The organism is Specibacter sp. RAF43, assembly GCF_052114065.1.
In the GTDB taxonomy this organism is placed as follows: domain Bacteria; phylum Actinomycetota; class Actinomycetes; order Actinomycetales; family Micrococcaceae; genus Specibacter.
This window is the reverse complement of sequence record NZ_JBFREA010000015.1, coordinates 17,638-35,198: the sequence shown is the minus strand read 5'-3', so window position 1 is coordinate 35,198 and position 17,561 is coordinate 17,638. Positions and strand designations below refer to the sequence as shown.

The following is a 17,561-nucleotide window of genomic DNA, read 5'->3' as shown; positions in this document are numbered from 1 at the left end:
CCTTGTCACCGAAGTTTACGCCCGCTTGGGCCGGGACGGGCGGCTATGACATCTCCGGGCGCGCCAGCGACCGCGCCGAATCGATGGTGGCCTGCCCCAAAACCCGCGTGCCCTGGTACAACACCACCGTCTGGCCGGGCGCCACGCCGCGCAGCGGCTCGCCCAGGGTGACGGTCAGGGATTGGCGGGCGACGCCGTCGTCCATCACCTCGGTGACGACGGCGCGGGCGGGCACCGGATCGCCATGGGCGCGGACCTGGGCGTGGCAGGCGAACTCCTCACCGGTGGCGACCTCGGCGATGGGCAGCCCGGCCCAGGAGACCTTGATGCCCTTGAGTTCGTCGATGGCCAGCAGCGCGTGCGGGCCGACGACGACCTTGTTCTCCTTGGGCCGGATCTCCAGCACGAAGCGGGGCTTGCCGTCGGCGGCAGGGGTGCCCAGCTTCAGGCCGCGGCGCTGGCCGACCGTGAACTGGTTGGCGCCGTCGTGGCCGCCCACCCGCGCGCCGCTTTCATCGACGATGTCCCCGGGGGTCATGGTGATCTGCTCGGCCAGCCAGCCGGCCGTGTCGCCGTCCGGGATGAAGCAGATGTCGTGGCTGTCCGGCTTCTTGGCCACGGAGAGGCCGCGGCGCTCGGCCTCGGCCCGGACCTCCGCCTTGGACGGGGTGTCGGCAAGGGGGAACATGGAGTGCTTGAGCTGCTCGTGGGTCAGCACGCCCAGGACGTAGCTCTGGTCCTTGGCCCAGTCCGCGGCCCGGTGCAGTTCCGGGTTGCCGTCGGCGTCGGTGATGACCTTGGCATAGTGGCCGGTGCAGACCGCATCGAAGCCCAGCGCGATGGCTTTTTCCAGCAGGGCGGCGAACTTGATGCGCTCATTGCAGCGCATGCACGGGTTGGGCGTGCGGCCGGCGGCGTATTCGTCGATGAAGTCCTGGACCACGTCCTGCTTGAACCGTTCGGAGAAGTCCCAGACGTAGTACGGGATGCCGAGCAGGTCACAGGCCCGCCACGCGTCGTTGGAGTCCTCCACGGTGCAGCAGCCGCGGCTGCCGGTGCGCAGAGTGCCCGGCATGCGCGACAGCGCCAGGTGCACGCCGACGACGTCGTGCCCGGCGTCCACGGCGCGGGCTGCGGCGACGGCGGAGTCAACCCCGCCACTCATTGCGGCCAATACTCGCATTACGTACCTTTCCGTTGAAACAAAAAATCAAATCGTGCGGCGCCCGCGATGGGCCCATGGAGGCGAGGGACCCGGGACGAGCTTGCGAGTCCATGGAGCTTCCAGGGACGGGCCGGGCACCTACCAAGCGCAGGCCTTGAGCCGACCCAAACTACCGGGTGCTGGCCGTTTGGATGGAGGAGACGTGCCCGGCCATCCCGGCCTGTTTCGCGCGGGCGTGGGCCTGGGGCAGCGCGGCCACAAAGGCGTCAACGTCGGCCTGGCTGGATGTATGCCCGAGGCTGAAGCGCTGCGCACCGCGGGCGGTCTCCTCGTCCAGGCCCATGGCCAGCAGGACGTGGGACGGCCGGGGCACCCCGGCGGTGCAGGCGGAGCCGGTGGAGGACTCGATGCCGGCCATGTCCAGCAGGAACAGCAAGGAGTCCCCTTCGCAGCCGGGAAAGGTGAAGTGGGCGTTGCCGGGCAGCCGGCCGCCGGGGTTGACGGCCGGGTCGACGCCGCGCAGCACCGCCTCGGGAACCACCCGGCCTACGCCGGCGATGACGGCGTCGCGCAGCCCGGCGATGCGCCGGCTTTCGGCGGCAAGGTTGGCGGTGACATCCGCGGCGGCCGCGGCAAAGGCGGCGATCCCGGCGGTGTCCAGGGTGCCGGAGCGGACCTTGCGTTCCTGCCCGCCGCCATGCTGGACGGGGGTCAGCGTGACGTCGCGGCCGAGCAGGAGCGCCCCCACGCCGACGGGCCCGCCGATCTTGTGGCCGCTGACGGACATGGCCGCCAGCCCGGAGTCCTTGAAGTTCACCGGCACGGAGCCGAACGCCTGCACGGCGTCGGAGTGGACGGGGATGCCGTGGGCGGCGGCGAGCGCCACCACCTCGGCGACGGGTTCGACGGTGCCCACCTCGTTGTTGGCCCACATGCAGGTGACCAGGGCGACGGAGTCGGCGCCGCCGTCGTCCAGTTCCCGGGACAGGGCGTCCAGGCTCACGGTGCCTGTCTCATCGACGGGCAGCCAGACGGCCTCGGCGCCCTCGTGGTGCGCCAGCCACTCCACGGTGTCCTGGACGGCGGCGTGCTCCACGGTGGAGACCAGGATGCGGGTGCGGCGGGGATCGGCGGCGCGGCGGGCCCAGAACAGGCCCTTCACGGCGAGATTGTCCGCCTCCGTGCCGCCGGAGGTGAAGACGACTTCGGTGGGGTGGGCGCCGGCGGCCCGGGCAATGGTTTCGCGCGACTGCTCCACCGTGGCCCGGGCGCGGCGGCCGGCCCCGTGCAGCGAGGACGGGTTGCCGCTGCGGCCAAGGGCTGAGGTGAGTGCGGCGAGGGCCGGGGCCGAAATTGGCGTGGTCGCCGCGTGGTCAAGATACACGGGCACCGCTCAATTCTACGGCACCGTGCGCCGGGGTGCTTTTCGCCGAGGCAGCGGGTCCCCGCCGAGACTCGCCCGGATGTGGGCGGGGTTCGGGGCGGAGCGGCTACCTCGGCGTCCGGCGCTAGGGTTTCGGCACGAGCCTCGCGCAGCAGTGCGACATCTCCTCGTCCGGGACCACGTCGTGGCTGCTGTCCCCGCAGCCGGCCAGCGCGCCGGTGAGCAGCGAGCCGTTGAGGGAGCACACCACGCCCGTGTGCTCGCGGGCCAGCCGGTGGAAGGGGCAGTTGGCCATGATGGTGCCGCCCTCGCCGTCGGGCTGGGGGGCGTAGCCGGTGTTTTCCAGCACGGCCGCCATACTCCCGGCCTCGGCGCCCATCCGTTTGCCGGCGTCGTACGCCACTGCGGCCAGCGCCTCCTCGACGCCGACGGCGGTGTCGATGGAGCGCTGCACGGCGGCGGCCAGCAGCTGGGCGGCCAGGTCGTAGTGCCGGGCCGGGACGGAGGCGGCCACCTCGCCCACGGCCACCGTGTACAGCTTGGCGGGCCGGCCGGACCCGGGCCCGGTCCGCCCGCCCACCTTCTTGAATTCCACCCGCAGCAGGTTCTCGCCCGTGAGCCGGTCGAGGTGCGCCCGAATGGTGCTCTTGGGCAGCCCCAGGGTGGCGGCGCACTCGTCCCGGCTCAGGGCGTGGTCGCTGTCGCGCAGTAATTCAAACAACTTCTTACGCACGGGATCGCCGAGGGAGGCCACGGCCGCGAGCCGCTCGGACTCGTTCAGTGCCGCCTCGCCATGGTCCTTGTTCATCACTGCTTGCCTTATGTTCGTTATGGATGGGAAGTTGCTCATTGTTGGGTACTGACTTGACGCCTTGAGTCTGCGCTTCTAAAGTCAAGAATACAAGATTTAGAAAGGAAGAGGACATGTCGATCACCAGCGCCGCCCTCCCCGACCTCCTCGCCTTCGAGGAAGCGTCCGTCCTGGACGCCCCGGGAGCCATTGACCTGCCGGCGGCCCAGGCGGCCATTGCCGACTTTCTGCGGGCGCTCGGGCGCGACGTGACCGATCCGCACCTGCTGGACACGCCACGCCGCGTGGCCGCCGCCTATGCCGAGATGCTCACCGCGCGTGAGACCAATTGGACCACGTTTCCCAACGACGAAGGCTATGCGGGGCTGGTGCTGGTGAAAGACATCCCCTTCCATTCGCTGTGCCAGCACCATCTGCTGCCGTTTCGCGGCGTGGCGCATGTGGGGTACCTACCCGGGGACCGGCTGTTTGGGCTCTCCAAGCTGGCCCGCGGCGTGGAACGCTTTGCCCGGGACCTGCAGGTCCAGGAGCGCCTGACGCAACAGGTGGCGGACTGGCTGGAGGAAACCCTGTCCCCGCGCGGCGTGGGCGTGGTCCTGGAGGCCGAGCACATGTGCATGTCATTGCGCGGCGTCCAGGTGGCCGGGTCCCTGACCCGCACCTCCGTCTTCACCGGCGTCTTGTCCGACGCCGGACCGTTGCGTGACCAGTTCCCCCAGTAGGGCGCGGCGCCCCCTGTAGCTTTATTCAAAGAGACATCAATTTCCACGGAAAAGAGTTTCCATCATGACCGAGTCGTCCACCACATCCAGCCCGTCCCGCACGCCAGGCACCGCCCCGGGCATGGTCATCATCGGTGGCGGCCTCACCGGCGCCACCGCCGCGGAGACCCTGCGCAAGGAGGGCTATGCCGGGGCCGTGACCATCGTCGCGGACGAGCCGGAGATTCCCTACCAGCGCCCGCCGCTGTCCAAGGGATTCTTGGCCGGCAAGGAGGGCGAGGACGCCCTCCTGCCGTACCCCGCCGCCTGGTACCCGGAAAACAACGTCACCGTGCTCACGGGCACCGCGGCCACCGGCGTCGACCCGGCCGCGCACACCGTCACCCTGGCCGGCGGCGACACGCTGGCCTATGAGAAGCTGCTGATCGCCACCGGCGCCACACCGCGCATCATTCCGTTCCCCGGCGTTGACCTTGACGGCGTGCACTACTTCCGCAGCAAGGCCGACTCCCTGGCCATGAAGGAACTGCTCTCCGCCGGCGGACACAATGTGGTCATGATCGGTTCGGGCTGGATCGGCATGGAAATTGCCGCCACCGCCCGCGAGCTGGGCAACACCGTGACGCTGCTGGGGCTGGAGGAGGTGCCGCTGTCCGTCGCCATCGGCAAGGAGCTCGGCGCCGTGTTCGCCGCCCGCCACGAGGAGGCCGGCGTGAAGTTCGTGCTGCCCTCCAGCGCCGCCGAAATCCAGGGCACCGACGGGAAGGTCACCTCCGTCCTGACAACCACCGGCGAGACCATCCCGGCGGACCTCGTGGTCGTCGCCATCGGCGTCGTGCCCAACATTGGGCTGGCCAAGGACGCCGGGCTCGTGATCAACAACGGCATCGAAGTGACCGGCGGCCTGCAAACCTCCGATCCGGACATCTTCGCCGCCGGCGACGTCGCCAACTCCCTCCACCCCGTCACCGGCCAGTTCGCGCGCAGCGAGCACTGGGCCAACGCAATCGCCAGCGGCAAGGTCGCCGCCAAGTCCATGCTCGGACAGGATGCCGAACTCAACGACATCCCCTACTTCTACACCGACCAGTTCGACCTCGGCATGGAGTACTCCGGTTTCGGCGCGCTCACCAAGGATGCCGAACTGGTGATCCGCGGCAGCCTGGAGAAGCGCGAATTCATCGCCTTCTGGGTGCTCGAGGGCAAGGTCGTCGCCGGGATGAACGTGAACGTCTGGGACGTCCAGGACGCCATCAAGGACCTGATCGGCTCCGGGCGTACCGTCGAGGCCGCGAAGCTGGCCGACCCGCAAACCCCGCTCGAAACCATTTGATGGAGGGCACGACCACCCGGGAGATGGCCGCGCCGTTCTATACGCCGCCGCTGCTGCACCCGGTGCACCGATTCGGCACCCGGACGCTGGACTTCAGCCGGCAGGTGGCGCTGATGGCCATCGTGAACCGGACCCCGGATTCCTTTTACGACGCCGGAGCCACCTTTGCCCTGGACGCGGCGGTGGCGGCGTCGCTGCAGGCCGCGGCGGACGGGGCCGACTGGGTGGATATCGGCGGGGTCCCGTTTGCCCCGGGGCCGCCGCTGAGCGCGCAGGAGGAGGGCGACCGCGTGGTCCCGGTCATCGAGGCCGTGGCGGCCGCCAGCGACGTCATCATCTCGGTCGACACCTTTCTGCCGGAGGTGGCGGCGCGCAGCATTGCCGCCGGCGCGCACGTCATCAACGACACCACCGGGCTGCACAACCCGGACATCGCCGCCGTCGTCGCCGAATCCGGTGCCCACCTGGTGATCACGCACAGCCTGGCCCGGCCGCGGACCGTCTACCCGCGCCCGAGCTACGGGGATGTGGTGGCCGAGGTGGCGGCGTTCCTGCGCGAGAAGGTGGAGCTGGCCATCTCGCTGGGGGTGGCGCCGGAGCAGATCATCATCGACCCCGGCCACGACCTGAACAAGAACACGCTGCACACCCTGGAGATCACGCGCCGCTTCAACGAGATCGCGGCCCTGGGATTCCCGGCGCTGGCGGCGGTGTCCAACAAGGACTTCATCGGGGAGACGCTCAACCAGGACAAGGCCGCCCGGCTGGAGGGCTCCCTGGCCACGGCCGTCATCTGCCTCCTGGGCGGGGCGCGCATCCTGCGCATGCACAACGTCCGGGCCGCGAACTCGGCCATCCGCATGACCGAGGCCACCCTGGGCTGGCGCGCCCCGGCCTATTTGCGGCACAACATGGGCAACATCAACCTGCCCGCCGGGGCCGCCCAGCCCCCGCAGTAGGATCACATCATGATTGAGCGCATCTTCCCGGCACCGGCCACCCCGGGCCCCGCCAGCGACGAGGACCTGCTCGCCTGGTACTTTCAGGACCGGGTGGAAGGGACGTGGGTCAGCTTCAACTTTGTCGCCAGCGTGGACGGGGCCGCCACCGTGGCCGGGCGCTCCGGCAGCCTGGGCAACGCCGTCGACCAGCATGTTTTCCAGCTGTTGCGCCGCCACGCCGACGTCATCCTGGTGGGTGCCCAAACCATCCGGGCGGAAGGGTACGGCGGCGAGCTGCTCGGCCCCGAGGCCCGGCAATGGCGCCGCGACCGGGGGCTGGCGGCCCATCCGCCGCTGGCCATCGTTTCCGGCAGCCTCAACCTCGACCCGGGCCACGAGGTCTTCACCCGCGCCCCCGTCCGCCCGCTCATCATCACGACGGCGGCGGCCCCGGCCGACCGCCGGGCTGCCCTGTCCGGCGTCGCCGAGGTCATTGACGCCGGGACGGACGCGCTGGATGTCACTGTGCTGATCGACGAGTTGGCCCGGCGCGGCCTGACCAGGATTCACTCCGAGGGCGGACCCACCCTGCTGGGCACCTTTCAGGCCGCCGACCGGGTGGATGAACTGTGCCTGACGGTGTCGCCGCTGCTGGCCGGCGGCACGGCCAAGCGCATCGCGGACGTTCTGCCCGGGGCGCGTCCGGCCGGCGGCCTTGCACCGCGGCCGATGACCCTGGCGCACATCCTCAAGGCGGACTCCATGCTCTTTTTGCGTTACCTGCGCGCCCGCTGACCCGCTCGGGCAACTGGCCCGCATTAGATGTCGAAAAATCGCGATTTTCGCCCATTTTTCGACATCTTTTGCGGGTCAGCTGAGGGGGCTAGACCCACACGCGCACGGCGCCGGGCACGACGCTGATTTCCACGGGCAGCGGCCCGAGCCGTTCGCCGTCCCCATAGGCCACCACCCCGTCGCACGCCACGCTGACCGTGCCGACCCGCTCGATGTGCACCACCGGCTCGTTGGTGTGCCGCCCGGAGAATACGCGCGGGTAGATGCGCAGGAACGCCAGCCGCGACAGGGGTGAGACGACAAACAGGTCCAGCCGGCCGTCGTCGTACCTGGCCTCCGGGGTGATCTTCATGCCGCCGCCGATCGAGGGGCCGTTGGCGACCGAAATCAGCACGGCGCGGACTTCGCGGGGCGCGCCGTCCACCACCAGCGAATACGTCCGCGGCCGCAGCGCGGCCAGTTCACGCAGGATGGCCAGGTTGTAGCGCAGGCGGCCGCGCGGCCAGCTCCAGCCGTTCGCACGCTCATTCACCAGCGCGTCGAAGCCAGCCGAGAGCGCGCCCATGATCCACACCGGATCGGCGCCGGGGCGTTGGATTCGAGCGGCGTCGAGCACCCGCGGCTCGCCCTGGCAGGCGAGCAGGAAGCGGTCGACGGCGGCGGCGGGGTTGTCCGGTGCCAGGCCCAGTCCGCGGGCCGTGTCATTGCCGGTGCCGGCCGGCACGATGCCCAGCGGGACCGGGGTGCCGGCCAGGGCGTTCACGGCCAGGTGGACCATGCCGTCCCCGCCCACGACCACCAGGGCCTGGATGCCGGCGGCCAGCTCGGATTCCACCGCCTCCTGCAATTCGGCATAGTTGCGCCGGCGCAGGACGGTTACCCGGTGGCCGGCGGCGCGCAGCCGCTCAACCACCAGCTCCCCGATGTGGCCGGTGGTGTGCCCGCGGCGGCCGCCAAAGGCGGCACGCGGATTGATGGCCACCGCGATGGTGAGCACGGCCGGGCGGCGGGCTGCCGACGGGGACGGGCCGGCGGGCGGGAAACCCGGTGCCGCGGCCGGGGGCGCCGGAGTCGCCGGGCCGGACGCGGGCTCTGGGGGCTGGTTGCTAAGCATGGCAAGGCCAGTATGACAGCGGGACGCCGTGGGGAGCGCATTTGCCGGTGCCGTCCGGGTGCCGCGGCTAGACTGGTGCGCACCATCGGGCGAAAATCGAAAGGTCACCAGTGAGCGAGAAGTTCCTCACGCACTACCAGGTGCTGGGTGTGCCCAGTACGGCGACCGAACGGGAGATCAAGATTGCCTACCGCAAGGCCGCCCGCATCGCCCACCCCGACCACGGCGGGGACCCGGCCCTGTTCCGCAAGGTGACGGAGGCGTATGAGATCCTGATCGACCCCTCGGAGCGGCAACGCTACGACCGCTCGTACCGTGCGCAGGCGCCCCGCGGCCACCGGCCAGGCACTCCCGGCGGGACACCCGGCACCTACGCGGCGCCGGCTCGCGGGACCGGTCCGGGCGCGCCGGACGAGGACCCGGTTGCGGGGTCCGGATTCAGCGCTTCCTTCACCACCCGGCGCGGCAACGAGGCGCGCAATGCGGCCGGCGCACCGGCCGTCTACATCCCCGACTATGAGGCCCTCGACGGCGCCCCCCTGTTGCCGCGCGCCACCGCCGCCACGCAGGTTCACGGGGCCCCGCGCAAACGCGGCGTCTTCGGGGCCGCATCCCGGCTGGCCCGCGAGGCCCGGACCGCACAATTGATCACGGTCCAGCTGCTGCCGCACCTGCCCGCGGCCCGGCTGGTCAACGGGCTCTCCGCCCCCGACGGGAAGGGCTACCTGGATCACGCCATACTCGCCGGGTACCGGATTGCCGTGGTTGGGTCCATGCTCGTGCCCCAGGGCGCCTACCGCTGGGACGGGGGCATGCTCGTCCACGGCAACAAGGTGGCGGCGCCCCCGCAGCTGATCCCCGCCACGCGGCAGCTGCAGGAGCTGTTCCCGGAGTGCAATGTGACGGCCTGGGTTTGCGTGCACAGCAACACCGGCAACCTCTTTGAACCGGTCATCGACTATGCGCGGGGCTGCGAACCGGACGGCTCCAACGTGGTGAACGTGGCCAACCCGGCCCGATTTGTCCGGGAAGTCAAGCAATTTCTGGCCTCCGGTCCCGCACCGAACGTGGTGGACGTGCCGGTCCTGAGCCGGCTGCTCGGCGGCATGTACTGACCCCGGGCGTTGCCGCACCGGCTCGGCCCACCCCTTCCGCCCGCTACCGGTAGGATGAAAACGTGTTTCGCATCCTCTTTGTCACCCCTGAAATCCCCGGCAACACCGGCAACGCCATCCGCCTGGCCGCCATCACCGGGGCGGAGTTGCATCTGGTGGAGCCGCTGGGCTTCGACTTTTCCGACGCGAAGCTGCGCCGCGCGGGCCTGGACTACCATGACCTCGCCGTGGTCACCGTCCACCCCACCCTGGCGGCCGCGTGGGAGGCATTGGCGCCCAGACGCGTCTTCGCGTTCACGTCCGACGGCGAGACCGGCTACGCGGACATCTCGTACGAACCCGGCGATGTGCTGATGTTTGGCCGCGAATCGGTGGGCCTGCCCGAGGCCGTCAAGCACGACTCCCATGTCACGGCCCGCGTCCGGCTCCCGATGCGCCCGTCGCTGCGCTCGCTGAACCTGGCCAACTCGGCATCCATCGCCGTTTATGAGGCCTGGCGGCAAAACGACTTTGCCGGGGCCAAGCTTTAGGTTTCCCCCGCCCGCACCCGATCCACCCACCTACTGGAGGCATACATGTCCGCTCGCGATCCTGGCTTGGCTTTCACCGACGGCGCCCTGCAATTTGAGGCGTGGTCGGACAAACTCTGGGATCCGATGGGCCGGGACGTGGTGGCCGCGGCCGTGCTGAAGCCGGGCGAAAAAGTGCTCGATGCCTGCTGCGGCACCGGGGCGGCCACCATTCCGGCGGCGTTGGCGGTCGGCCCCGCCGGCACCGTGGACGGCGTCGACCTGTCCACCGGCCTGCTGCGCATCGCCGCCGCCAACCTGGGCCGGCGCGGCATCCTCAACACGACCTTGACGGAGGCGGACGTGACCGAATGGCGCGGGCACCGCACCTTCGACGCGGTGCTGTGCTCCTACAGCATGTTCTTCTTTGCCGACATGGAGACCGGCGTGGAGCACCTGGCCTCCATGCTGCGCCCCGGCGGCCGCCTGGTCGTGAGCACCTGGGTCAGCGGCGCGCTGGAACCGTTTGCCGGGCGCATCCTTGAGGCCGCCATCAAGGAACGCCCCCGGCTCGCCGGCGTCGTCCCGCTGCCCAACCAAAACATGGCGAAGATCGCCTCCGTGGAATCGTTGAGCGCATGGCTGGGTGCGCGCGGCCTGGCGGACGTGTCCGTCTCGACGCATCCGCTGACGCTGACCGTGGATGACGCCATGGCGTGGAACCTGGTCATGGGCAGCGGCTGGCGCACGCTGCTCCCCCGCGACCCCGAGGCGATCTCCCGCGTGCGCCGCGACTTCATCCACTCCGTGGGACCGCAGGTGGAGATGAACTCCGACGCAATGATCGCCATCGGCTCCGTCCCCGCCTGAGGGCACCCGAGCGGACCCTAGGCGCGGCGCTTCTTGATTTCCGCCACGGCCTGGGGCAGCACCGCAAAGAGGTCGCCCACAATGCCGAAGTCGGCGATTTCAAAGATGGGCGACTCCGAATCCTTGTTCACGGCCACAATCACCTTGGACGTCTGCATGCCCGCCTTTTGCTGAATGGCCCCGGAGATGCCCACGGAGATGTACAGCTGCGGCGACACCGTCTTGCCGGTCTGCCCCACCTGGGCCGTGTGCGCGATCCAGCCCGCGTCCGTGGCGGCCCGGGAGGCGCCCACCGCCGCGCCCAGGACGTCGGCCAGCTCCTCCACCGGGCCAAAGTTGCCGTCCACGCCGCGGCCCCCGGCCACCACGATGCGGGCGTCCTCAAGCTCGGGGCGGCCGCTGGCTTCCCGCGGCGTCCGCCGCATCACGCGCACGCCCAGGCTGGCCGGGGCAAAGGCAACGTCCAGGGGCTCCACGGCGGCCGTCGCAGGCGTCGCCGCCGGGGCGGCCTCCACGCTGTGCGTCTTGACGCAGATCACGGCCACGGCCGACGTCGCCCGGGCCGCCACCGTGTAGGACCCAGCCAGGACGGACTTGTGCGCTACCAGCGCGCCGGAATCCAGGGACACGGAAACGGCGTCCGTGATGACGCCGGCGTCAAGCGCCACACCCACCCGGGCGGCGATTTCCTTGCCCTGCGGGCCGTTGTCCACCAGAACCGCCGCGGCGGATACCGCGGCGGCCGCCTGCGCCACGAGGTCGGCCTTTGGGGCCACCAGGTAGTCGGCCAGTTCGGGCTGGACGGAGTGGAGGACCCGGGTGACCCCGTAACCGCCCAGCTCGGCGACGAGCCCGGCCCCCACTGGGCCGGCCACCACGGCCACCGGCTCGCCGGCGCCGCGGGCCAGGGTCAGCAGCTGGTGGTGGATGGGGTGAAGGAGCCCGCCGCCCTGGGCTTTGGTCTGGTCGGCGTCGATCTGGTCGATGAAAACAACAATGGCACTCATGTATGTGTGGTCCTTAGATCAGTTTCTGCGCGGCCAAAAAGTCCACCAGCGCGATGCCGGCGTCGCCCGAATCGACGATGATGGTACCGGCGGCGCGGGCAGGCCGTTCGGCCGCCGCGGTGACCTGGGTCAGGGACCCGGCGGCCCCGACGGCGTCGGCCGGGACCCCGATCTCCGCCAGCGACAGCGTGGTCACTTTCTTCTTCTTCGCCGCGATGATGCCCTTGAAGTTGGGGTAGCGCGGCTCGTTGGCCTGGTCCGTGACGGAAACCAGGGCCGGCAGGGTGGCCTGGATGTCCTCGGAGGTTTCATCGCCGTCCCGCCGCGCGGTCACGGTGCCGCCTTGCACGTCCAGGCTGGCGGCGAAGGTCAGCTGCGGCAGGCCCAGCCGGGCGGCCAGCTGGGCGGGCACGATCGAGGTTTCGCCGTCGGTGGAGGCCATGCCGGTAATGACCAGGTCCACCGGTCCCAGGGTCTTGATGGCGGCGGCGAGCGCCAGGGAGGTCGCGGAGGCATCCGAGCCGGCCAGGGCGTCATCGCAGACGTGGACGCCGGCGGTGGCGCCGATCTGCAGGGACTTTTTCACGGCCACGGCCGCGGAGGCCGGGCCGAGCGTCAGGGCGGTGACCGTGTTGCCGGCCTTGGCGCCGCCGCGGGCGTCGGTCAGCGCCAACGCCGCCTCCAGCGCGTACTCGTCAAGTTCGGAAAGGATGCTCTCGCTGCGATCCATGCGGTGGCTCTCACCCGTGAGGTGGCGGTCAAATTGCGTATCTGGGACGTATTTGACCAGAACCACAATATTCAGTGCTGAGTTTTCCACTACTGTCCTTTGTGTCATGCCTTCGTGTCATGGGCGGTTCTTGCCCGGCCCGCCCGCCGCCTCGCGGCGCGGAAGCCGCGGGATCGCCCCTGGCCTACTGTACGAGCTTAGTTCGTGCCGGGCCGGAGCCGGAATTGTTCATCTCGCTTCTTTACCCCGCCGGCTGCCCGCACGGGCCCGCCCCGCACGGCCGGGGTGCGCACGAACGCCCGGGTGGCCGGTCCCCGCGGGACCGGCCACCCGGGCGTTAACTACCGGCGGCTGCCGGCCGTGCGGGGCTGTCAGTTGCCCGCCGGCATGGTGTCCAGGGTGACATCCACCTGGTGGGTCTTGCCGTCGCGCAGGAACGTGAGCTTGACGGTGGCGCCGCCGGCCTGCTCGCGGACGGCCGCCGTCAGCGCGGACGGATCGCCGATGGTGCGTTCACCCAGCTGCGTAATGACGTCACCTTTCGCCAGCCCGGCCTTGGCCGCGGCGGATCCGCCGGTCACGCTGGCCACCGTGGCGCCGGTGGAGAAGGCGCTGCCCTGGCCGTTGGCGGAGGTGCCGCCCACGGAAACTCCCAGCTGGCCGTGGGAGGCCTTGCCGTTCTTGATGATTTCCTGGGCCACGCGCTGGGCGTGGTCGATCGGGATGGAGAACCCGACGCCGATGTTGCCGCCCTGGCTCGTGGAGCTGGAGGAGCTGCCCGTGGACGCGATGGCCACGTTGACGCCGATGATCTGCCCGTCCGAGTTCACCAGCGCCCCGCCGGAGTTGCCCGGGTTGATGGCCGCGTCGGTTTGGATCACGTTCAGGTTGACCGTTCCGGTGGCCGCGGCCTGGCTGCCCTGCAGGCCTCCGGGGGGCGAGAACTGGAAGCCGTTGCCGCCGTCGCCCTGGCCCTGGCCCTGGGAGGAATCGTTGGGGGTGACCGGCACGGCCGAGGACGCCACCTGGATGGTCCGGTTCAGCGTGGAGACGATCCCGTCGGTGACCGTCCCGTTCAGGCCCAGGGGCGAGCCAATGGCGATGACGGTGTCTCCGACGTTGATCTTGTCGGAGTTGCCGAGGTCCGCCGGGGTCAGGTTGGGTGCGTCGATCTTCACGATCGCCAGGTCCGAGAGCGGGTCGGTGCCGACGATGGTGCCCTTGTACACCTTGCCGTTGCTGGTTTGCACCTCGATGCTGGCGTGCGCGGCGGCCCCGTCCAGGGTCACCACGTGGGTGTTGGTCAGGATGTGCCCGGCCGTGTCCAGCACAATGCCGGAGCCGGTGCCGCCGGCGTTGCCGCTGGTGGCGGAGATGGTCACCACCGACGGCATGGCCTTGGCGGCCGCGGCGGTGACGGCATTGACCGAGTTCTTGTTGTTGACCACGATCGGCGCGTTTTGGGCGGCGGAGGACGCCACGATGCCGCTGTCTTGCGAGTGCAGCAGGGCCGATGTTCCGGCTGCCGCGCCGCCGCCAATGAGGGCCGCGGCCAGGACGCTGGCCGCGAACAGGCCCATGCCCACCTTCCGGCGTTCCTTGGGCGGCGTCGTCACCGCGGGGGCTAGCATGTGCGGGTACGTGTTCGACGCCGGATAGCCGGGTCCGGCGTGCCCGTAGGGGGTGTGCTGGGTCTCGAGTGGGCCGACGTGTCCGGGGCCGACGGGTGTGCCCGGCGCCTCGATCCGCTGGGTTTCGGCGATGCGCGACGCTTCCTCGGGCGCGTGCTGCGCGGTGGGGTCCGAGGCGGGTTCGTCGGCGGGCAGTTCCCTTGCCCGCGGCGCCTCGACCGGGTCGTCCTGGTTGCGGTTGGTGTTCCCGCCAATGTTCTCTGACATTAGCTTTCCCTTCGATCAATAAGTCTCGTGATGAATGGCCTTGGTATTCATCATGGCGCGCATCGCTGGTGCATCCACGAACGTTCGCTGGAAGGTTGCTGTGAAGACTTGCCAGGCTCCCATTATGGCGGACGCCGTGGTTTTTCCGCTCCCGGCCAAATCACAGGCACTCGGGAGCGATTCGCCTTAGAATCAAGACCACCATCAATGCAGCTACGCCTCACGGTCAACACATATAAGGGTGACGAATGCGCTCAAGGTTCAAGTTGTTCTCCCGACTCATCGCTGTGGCGGGACTTGCCGCGTTCCTGGTGTTGCCCGCCGCGGCCGCACAGGCCGAACCGCCGGTGACCATCCCCGGCGCCACCTACATCGTCGACAACGCGGGTGTGCTGGGCGACCGGAAGGCCGACGTCCAGGGGGCCATCGACAAACTGGTCAAGGACCACGGCATCACGTTCTTCGCCGTCTATGTGGACTCTTTCGACGGACTGAGCGGGGATGCCTGGGGTCAGGAGGTGGTGGCCAAAAAGCAGATGGGCTCGGCCGAGGCCGTGTTGGTGGTTGCCGTGAAGGACGGGAAGTATTCACTGCTTTCGGCCAACCACTCCACGATCACCTCGGCGCAGCGCGACCATATTTCCAGCACCGTCATCAAGCCCCAGCTGTCCCAAAAGAACTGGGCACAGGCGGCCATTGACGGGGCGGCCRCCCTGGGTGACGCCGCTGGCGGCGGCAACGGCAACGTCCCCAACCCCACGGGCGGGCTGGTGGCATTGGGAGTCGGCGGCGCCGTCGTCGTCGGAGGGGCCGGAACGGCCCTGGCCCTGCGCAATCGACGCAGGAAGGCGGCGGCGGAGGCCACGGCCAGGGGCATTGGCGCGGACGGGCAAAAACTCGACGCCAATGCCGGCATGACCATTGCGGAGTTGCGCACCAAGGCCGGCTCGCTGCTGATTGCCGCCGACGACGCGATCAAGACCAGCGAACACGAGGTCGGCTTTGCGCAGGCCTCCTACGGGGACGAGGCCGTCAAGCCGTTCCAGGCCGCGCTGGAAAGCGCCAAGGCACATCTGAACGAGTCGTTTAAGTTGCAGCAGCAATTGGATGATGAGATCCCGGACACCATTGAGGAGCAGCGGTCGTGGCTCGGTGAGATCATCAAGCGCAGCGAGGACGCGAACGCCGCGCTGGATGCCGAGAAGAAGTCCTTCGATGACCTGAGGGAACTGGAAAAGACCGCACCCGCGGTGCTGGCCAAGATCCGCGCGGACGCGGCGAACGCCACCTCGGCCGTGGCCGCCTCCGAACAGGCCCTGGCCAAGATGGCCGGCCGCTATTCCGACTCCGCGCTGGCCACGGTCCGGGACAACGTGCAGCAGGCACGTGAGCGGCTGGTCTTTGTCGAGACGGCCGCGGCCGATGCCGACACGAAGCTGGCCTCCGGGGACACGGCCAACGCGGCCATGTCCGTCAAGGCGGCCGAGGAAAGCCTGATGCAGTGCACCGTGCTGCTGGCGGCCATCGGCAAGACCGAACAATCCATCCGTGACGCCGCCGCAACGCTGGGCACGGCCCTGCCGGAGGCGCTGACCGACCTGGAGCGGGCCAAATCAATGGTGGCCTCCGCCGAGTTCGCCCGCTTCACGCCCACCGTTGCGGCGGCCGAATCGGTCCTGCGCGATGCCGCGGCACACGGTTCCGCCGGCAAGTCGGACCCGGTGGCGCTGCTCGCGGCGGTCCAGGGGGCACACGCCCAACTCGACGAGCTGCTGCAGGGCATTCGTGACCAGCAGCAGCAGGCCATGCGTGCCCAGGCTTCCCTGCAGCAAACGATCGCCGGCGCGCAGGCACACATTTCCGCGGCCGAGGACTTCATCGCCGCCCGCCGCGGCGGGGTTGGCTCCGCGGCCCGGACCCGGCTCTCGGAGGCCCAGCGCAACCTTGACTATGCGATGGCCATCGCCGAGAAGGACCCCGCCAACGCCCTGCAGTACGCCCAGCAGGCGCAGGCCCTGGCCCAGCAGGCCATCCACTACGCCCAAAACGACGTCGACCACTTCAACGGCGGCGGTTTTGGCGGAGGCGGGTACGGCCGCGGATCGGGCATGAACGGGGTGGGCGGCGCCATCCTCGGCGGCATCATCGGCGGCCTGCTCTCCGGCGGCGGCGGCGGCTTCGGCGGTGGCGGCGGCTTTGGTGGCGGCGGCTTTGGTGGCGGCGGCGGTGGCGGCGGCGGCGGTTTCGGCGGCAGCGGCGGCAACTTCTAGCCCACGTCCGCAGGGGCATTTAGACTCGCATTGAGGTTCCATTGGCACAGCACGAAGAGATCAAGTACGGATGATGTTCAACAGCAAATCAAAGGGGAAGCGAATGACCAAGCAATCCATTTTCGGCCGGATCGCACAGTTGGCCAAGGCCAACATCAACGCGCTGCTGGACCAGGCCGAGGATCCGGCGAAGATGCTCGACCAGATGGTTCGCGACTACAAGGCGAACATCAACGAAGCCGAAGGCGCCGTGGCCCAGACCATCGGCAACCTGCGCATGCTCGAGGACGACTACAACGAGGACATCAAGGCCGCCCGGGACTGGGGCCAGAAAGCCCTGGCCGCAAGCCGCAAGGCGGACGAATACCGTGCCGCGGGCGACACCGTCGACGCGCAAAAGTTTGACAACCTGGCCAAGGTGGCCCTGCAGCGCCAAATCACCTCCGAAAACGAGGCCAAGGCCGCGGCCCCCAGCATCGCCGCCCAAAACGACGTGGTGGAGAAGCTGAAGACCGGGCTGACCCAGATGCAGGCCAAGCTGAACGAGCTGGGCAACAAGCGCAATGAGCTGATCGCCCGGTCCAAGACGGCCGAGGCCCAGCTTCAGGTCAACGATGCGCTCAAGAGCATCGACATCATGGATCCCACCAGCGAGGTCAGCCGCTTCGAGGAAAAGATCCGCCGCGAGGAGGCCAAGGTCCGCGGGCAGAACGAGCTGGCCGCCTCCAGCCTGGACGCCCAGTTCAACAGCCTGGAGGACCTGGGCGAGCAGACCGAGGTGGAGGCCCGCCTGGCGGCGCTGAAGTCCGGCGGGGCCCCCGCCCCGGCCGCCATCGAGCAGTCCACGGACACGGTCGACGAGGCAGACTTCGACAAACTGTAGGCTGCCGGCCCGGC

Annotated in this window: 16 protein-coding genes; 9 read left to right on the top strand and 7 right to left on the bottom strand. The window is 69.5% G+C overall.

The window, feature by feature from the left end; genetic code table 11:
• Nucleotides 1-43: 43 nt before the first annotated feature.
• The 3 genes from mnmA to AB4Y80_RS09960 form a co-directional block, all read right to left on the bottom strand.
• Nucleotides 44-1,183 (bottom strand): tRNA 2-thiouridine(34) synthase MnmA, encoded by a 1,140-nt coding sequence (gene mnmA / locus AB4Y80_RS09970; protein WP_442213940.1) that lies wholly within the window; start codon nt 1,181-1,183, stop codon nt 44-46.
• 151 nt (nt 1,184-1,334) lie between these two features.
• Nucleotides 1,335-2,555, bottom strand: coding sequence for a cysteine desulfurase family protein (locus tag AB4Y80_RS09965; protein WP_442213939.1), 1,221 nt, complete (start codon nt 2,553-2,555; stop codon nt 1,335-1,337).
• A gap of 118 nt (nt 2,556-2,673) precedes the next feature.
• Complete coding sequence (locus AB4Y80_RS09960) at nt 2,674-3,357, bottom strand: helix-turn-helix transcriptional regulator (protein ID WP_442213938.1); 684 nt, start codon at nt 3,355-3,357, stop codon at nt 2,674-2,676.
• A 116-nt stretch (nt 3,358-3,473) separates the two neighbouring features.
• Here AB4Y80_RS09960 and folE point away from each other — a divergent pair, with 116 nt between their 5' ends.
• From folE to AB4Y80_RS09940, 4 genes are all read left to right on the top strand, one after another.
• The gene (gene folE, locus AB4Y80_RS09955; protein ID WP_442213937.1) at nt 3,474-4,082 is read left to right on the top strand and encodes a GTP cyclohydrolase I; all 609 of its coding nucleotides are present in this window, start codon (nt 3,474-3,476) and stop codon (nt 4,080-4,082) included.
• Nucleotides 4,083-4,146: 64 nt separating this feature from the next.
• Nucleotides 4,147-5,415, top strand: coding sequence for an NAD(P)/FAD-dependent oxidoreductase (locus AB4Y80_RS09950; protein WP_442213935.1), 1,269 nt, complete (start codon nt 4,147-4,149; stop codon nt 5,413-5,415).
• On the top strand, nt 5,415-6,374 hold the full coding sequence (folP, locus tag AB4Y80_RS09945) for a dihydropteroate synthase (RefSeq protein ID WP_442213934.1): 960 nt from the start codon (nt 5,415-5,417) through the stop codon (nt 6,372-6,374). The genes AB4Y80_RS09950 and folP overlap by 1 nt, the downstream gene beginning before the upstream one ends.
• A 9-nt stretch (nt 6,375-6,383) precedes the next feature.
• Nucleotides 6,384-7,151 (top strand): pyrimidine reductase family protein, encoded by a 768-nt coding sequence (locus AB4Y80_RS09940; protein ID WP_442213933.1) that lies wholly within the window; start codon nt 6,384-6,386, stop codon nt 7,149-7,151.
• 88 nt (nt 7,152-7,239) lie between these two features.
• On the opposite strand, the gene AB4Y80_RS09935 is transcribed toward AB4Y80_RS09940, so the two are convergent.
• On the bottom strand, nt 7,240-8,265 hold the full coding sequence (locus tag AB4Y80_RS09935; protein ID WP_442213932.1) for a diacylglycerol/lipid kinase family protein: 1,026 nt from the start codon (nt 8,263-8,265) through the stop codon (nt 7,240-7,242).
• A 110-nt stretch (nt 8,266-8,375) separates the two neighbouring features.
• Here AB4Y80_RS09935 and AB4Y80_RS09930 point away from each other — a divergent pair, with 110 nt between their 5' ends.
• The 3 genes from AB4Y80_RS09930 to AB4Y80_RS09920 all read left to right on the top strand — a co-directional run bounded on the left by AB4Y80_RS09930 (nt 8,376) and on the right by AB4Y80_RS09920 (nt 10,759).
• Nucleotides 8,376-9,380, top strand: coding sequence for a J domain-containing protein (locus AB4Y80_RS09930; RefSeq protein WP_442213931.1), 1,005 nt, complete (start codon nt 8,376-8,378; stop codon nt 9,378-9,380).
• Between the two features lie 62 nt (nt 9,381-9,442).
• Nucleotides 9,443-9,910, top strand: a complete 468-nt coding sequence (locus AB4Y80_RS09925) for a tRNA (cytidine(34)-2'-O)-methyltransferase (RefSeq protein ID WP_442213930.1) — start codon at nt 9,443-9,445, stop codon at nt 9,908-9,910.
• Between the two features lie 45 nt (nt 9,911-9,955).
• Entirely contained in the window at nt 9,956-10,759 is an 804-nt protein-coding gene (locus tag AB4Y80_RS09920) for a class I SAM-dependent methyltransferase (RefSeq protein ID WP_442213929.1), read from the top strand.
• 17 nt (nt 10,760-10,776) lie between these two features.
• Here AB4Y80_RS09920 and AB4Y80_RS09915 read toward each other — a convergent pair whose 3' ends face one another.
• The 3 genes from AB4Y80_RS09915 to AB4Y80_RS09905 all read right to left on the bottom strand — a co-directional run bounded on the left by AB4Y80_RS09915 (nt 10,777) and on the right by AB4Y80_RS09905 (nt 14,394).
• Complete coding sequence (locus AB4Y80_RS09915) at nt 10,777-11,766, bottom strand: electron transfer flavoprotein subunit alpha/FixB family protein (RefSeq protein ID WP_442213928.1); 990 nt, start codon at nt 11,764-11,766, stop codon at nt 10,777-10,779.
• Between the two features lie 13 nt (nt 11,767-11,779).
• On the bottom strand, nt 11,780-12,571 hold the full coding sequence (locus tag AB4Y80_RS09910) for an electron transfer flavoprotein subunit beta/FixA family protein (RefSeq protein ID WP_442214036.1): 792 nt from the start codon (nt 12,569-12,571) through the stop codon (nt 11,780-11,782).
• A 296-nt stretch (nt 12,572-12,867) separates the two neighbouring features.
• Nucleotides 12,868-14,394 (bottom strand): S1C family serine protease, encoded by a 1,527-nt coding sequence (locus tag AB4Y80_RS09905; protein ID WP_442213927.1) that lies wholly within the window; start codon nt 14,392-14,394, stop codon nt 12,868-12,870.
• 248 nt (nt 14,395-14,642) lie between these two features.
• On the opposite strand from AB4Y80_RS09905, the gene AB4Y80_RS09900 reads away from it, so the two are divergent.
• Together AB4Y80_RS09900 and AB4Y80_RS09895 are read left to right on the top strand one after the other, a co-directional pair.
• Nucleotides 14,643-16,664 (top strand): TPM domain-containing protein, encoded by a 2,022-nt coding sequence (locus AB4Y80_RS09900; RefSeq protein WP_442213926.1) that lies wholly within the window; start codon nt 14,643-14,645, stop codon nt 16,662-16,664.
• Between the two features lie 103 nt (nt 16,665-16,767).
• The gene (locus tag AB4Y80_RS09895) at nt 16,768-17,547 is read left to right on the top strand and encodes a PspA/IM30 family protein (RefSeq protein WP_442213925.1); all 780 of its coding nucleotides are present in this window, start codon (nt 16,768-16,770) and stop codon (nt 17,545-17,547) included.
• Nucleotides 17,548-17,561 lie beyond the last annotated feature (14 nt).

Bases quoted from the DNA above. Each gene is read 5' to 3' on its own strand.
- mnmA (WP_442213940.1), bottom strand. From the start codon at position 1,183: ATGCGAGTATTGGCCGCAATGAGTGGCGGGGTTGACTCCGCCGTCGCC.
- AB4Y80_RS09960 (WP_442213938.1), bottom strand. From the start codon at position 3,357: ATGAACAAGGACCATGGCGAGGCGGCACTGAACGAGTCCGAGCGGCTC.
- folE (WP_442213937.1), top strand. From the start codon at position 3,474: ATGTCGATCACCAGCGCCGCCCTCCCCGACCTCCTCGCCTTCGAGGAA.
- AB4Y80_RS09950 (WP_442213935.1), top strand. From the start codon at position 4,147: ATGACCGAGTCGTCCACCACATCCAGCCCGTCCCGCACGCCAGGCACC.
- folP (WP_442213934.1), top strand. From the start codon at position 5,415: ATGGAGGGCACGACCACCCGGGAGATGGCCGCGCCGTTCTATACGCCG.
- AB4Y80_RS09940 (WP_442213933.1), top strand. From the start codon at position 6,384: ATGATTGAGCGCATCTTCCCGGCACCGGCCACCCCGGGCCCCGCCAGC.
- AB4Y80_RS09935 (WP_442213932.1), bottom strand. From the start codon at position 8,265: ATGCTTAGCAACCAGCCCCCAGAGCCCGCGTCCGGCCCGGCGACTCCG.
- AB4Y80_RS09920 (WP_442213929.1), top strand. From the start codon at position 9,956: ATGTCCGCTCGCGATCCTGGCTTGGCTTTCACCGACGGCGCCCTGCAA.
- AB4Y80_RS09915 (WP_442213928.1), bottom strand. From the start codon at position 11,766: ATGAGTGCCATTGTTGTTTTCATCGACCAGATCGACGCCGACCAGACC.
- AB4Y80_RS09905 (WP_442213927.1), bottom strand. From the start codon at position 14,394: ATGTCAGAGAACATTGGCGGGAACACCAACCGCAACCAGGACGACCCG.
- AB4Y80_RS09895 (WP_442213925.1), top strand. From the start codon at position 16,768: ATGACCAAGCAATCCATTTTCGGCCGGATCGCACAGTTGGCCAAGGCC.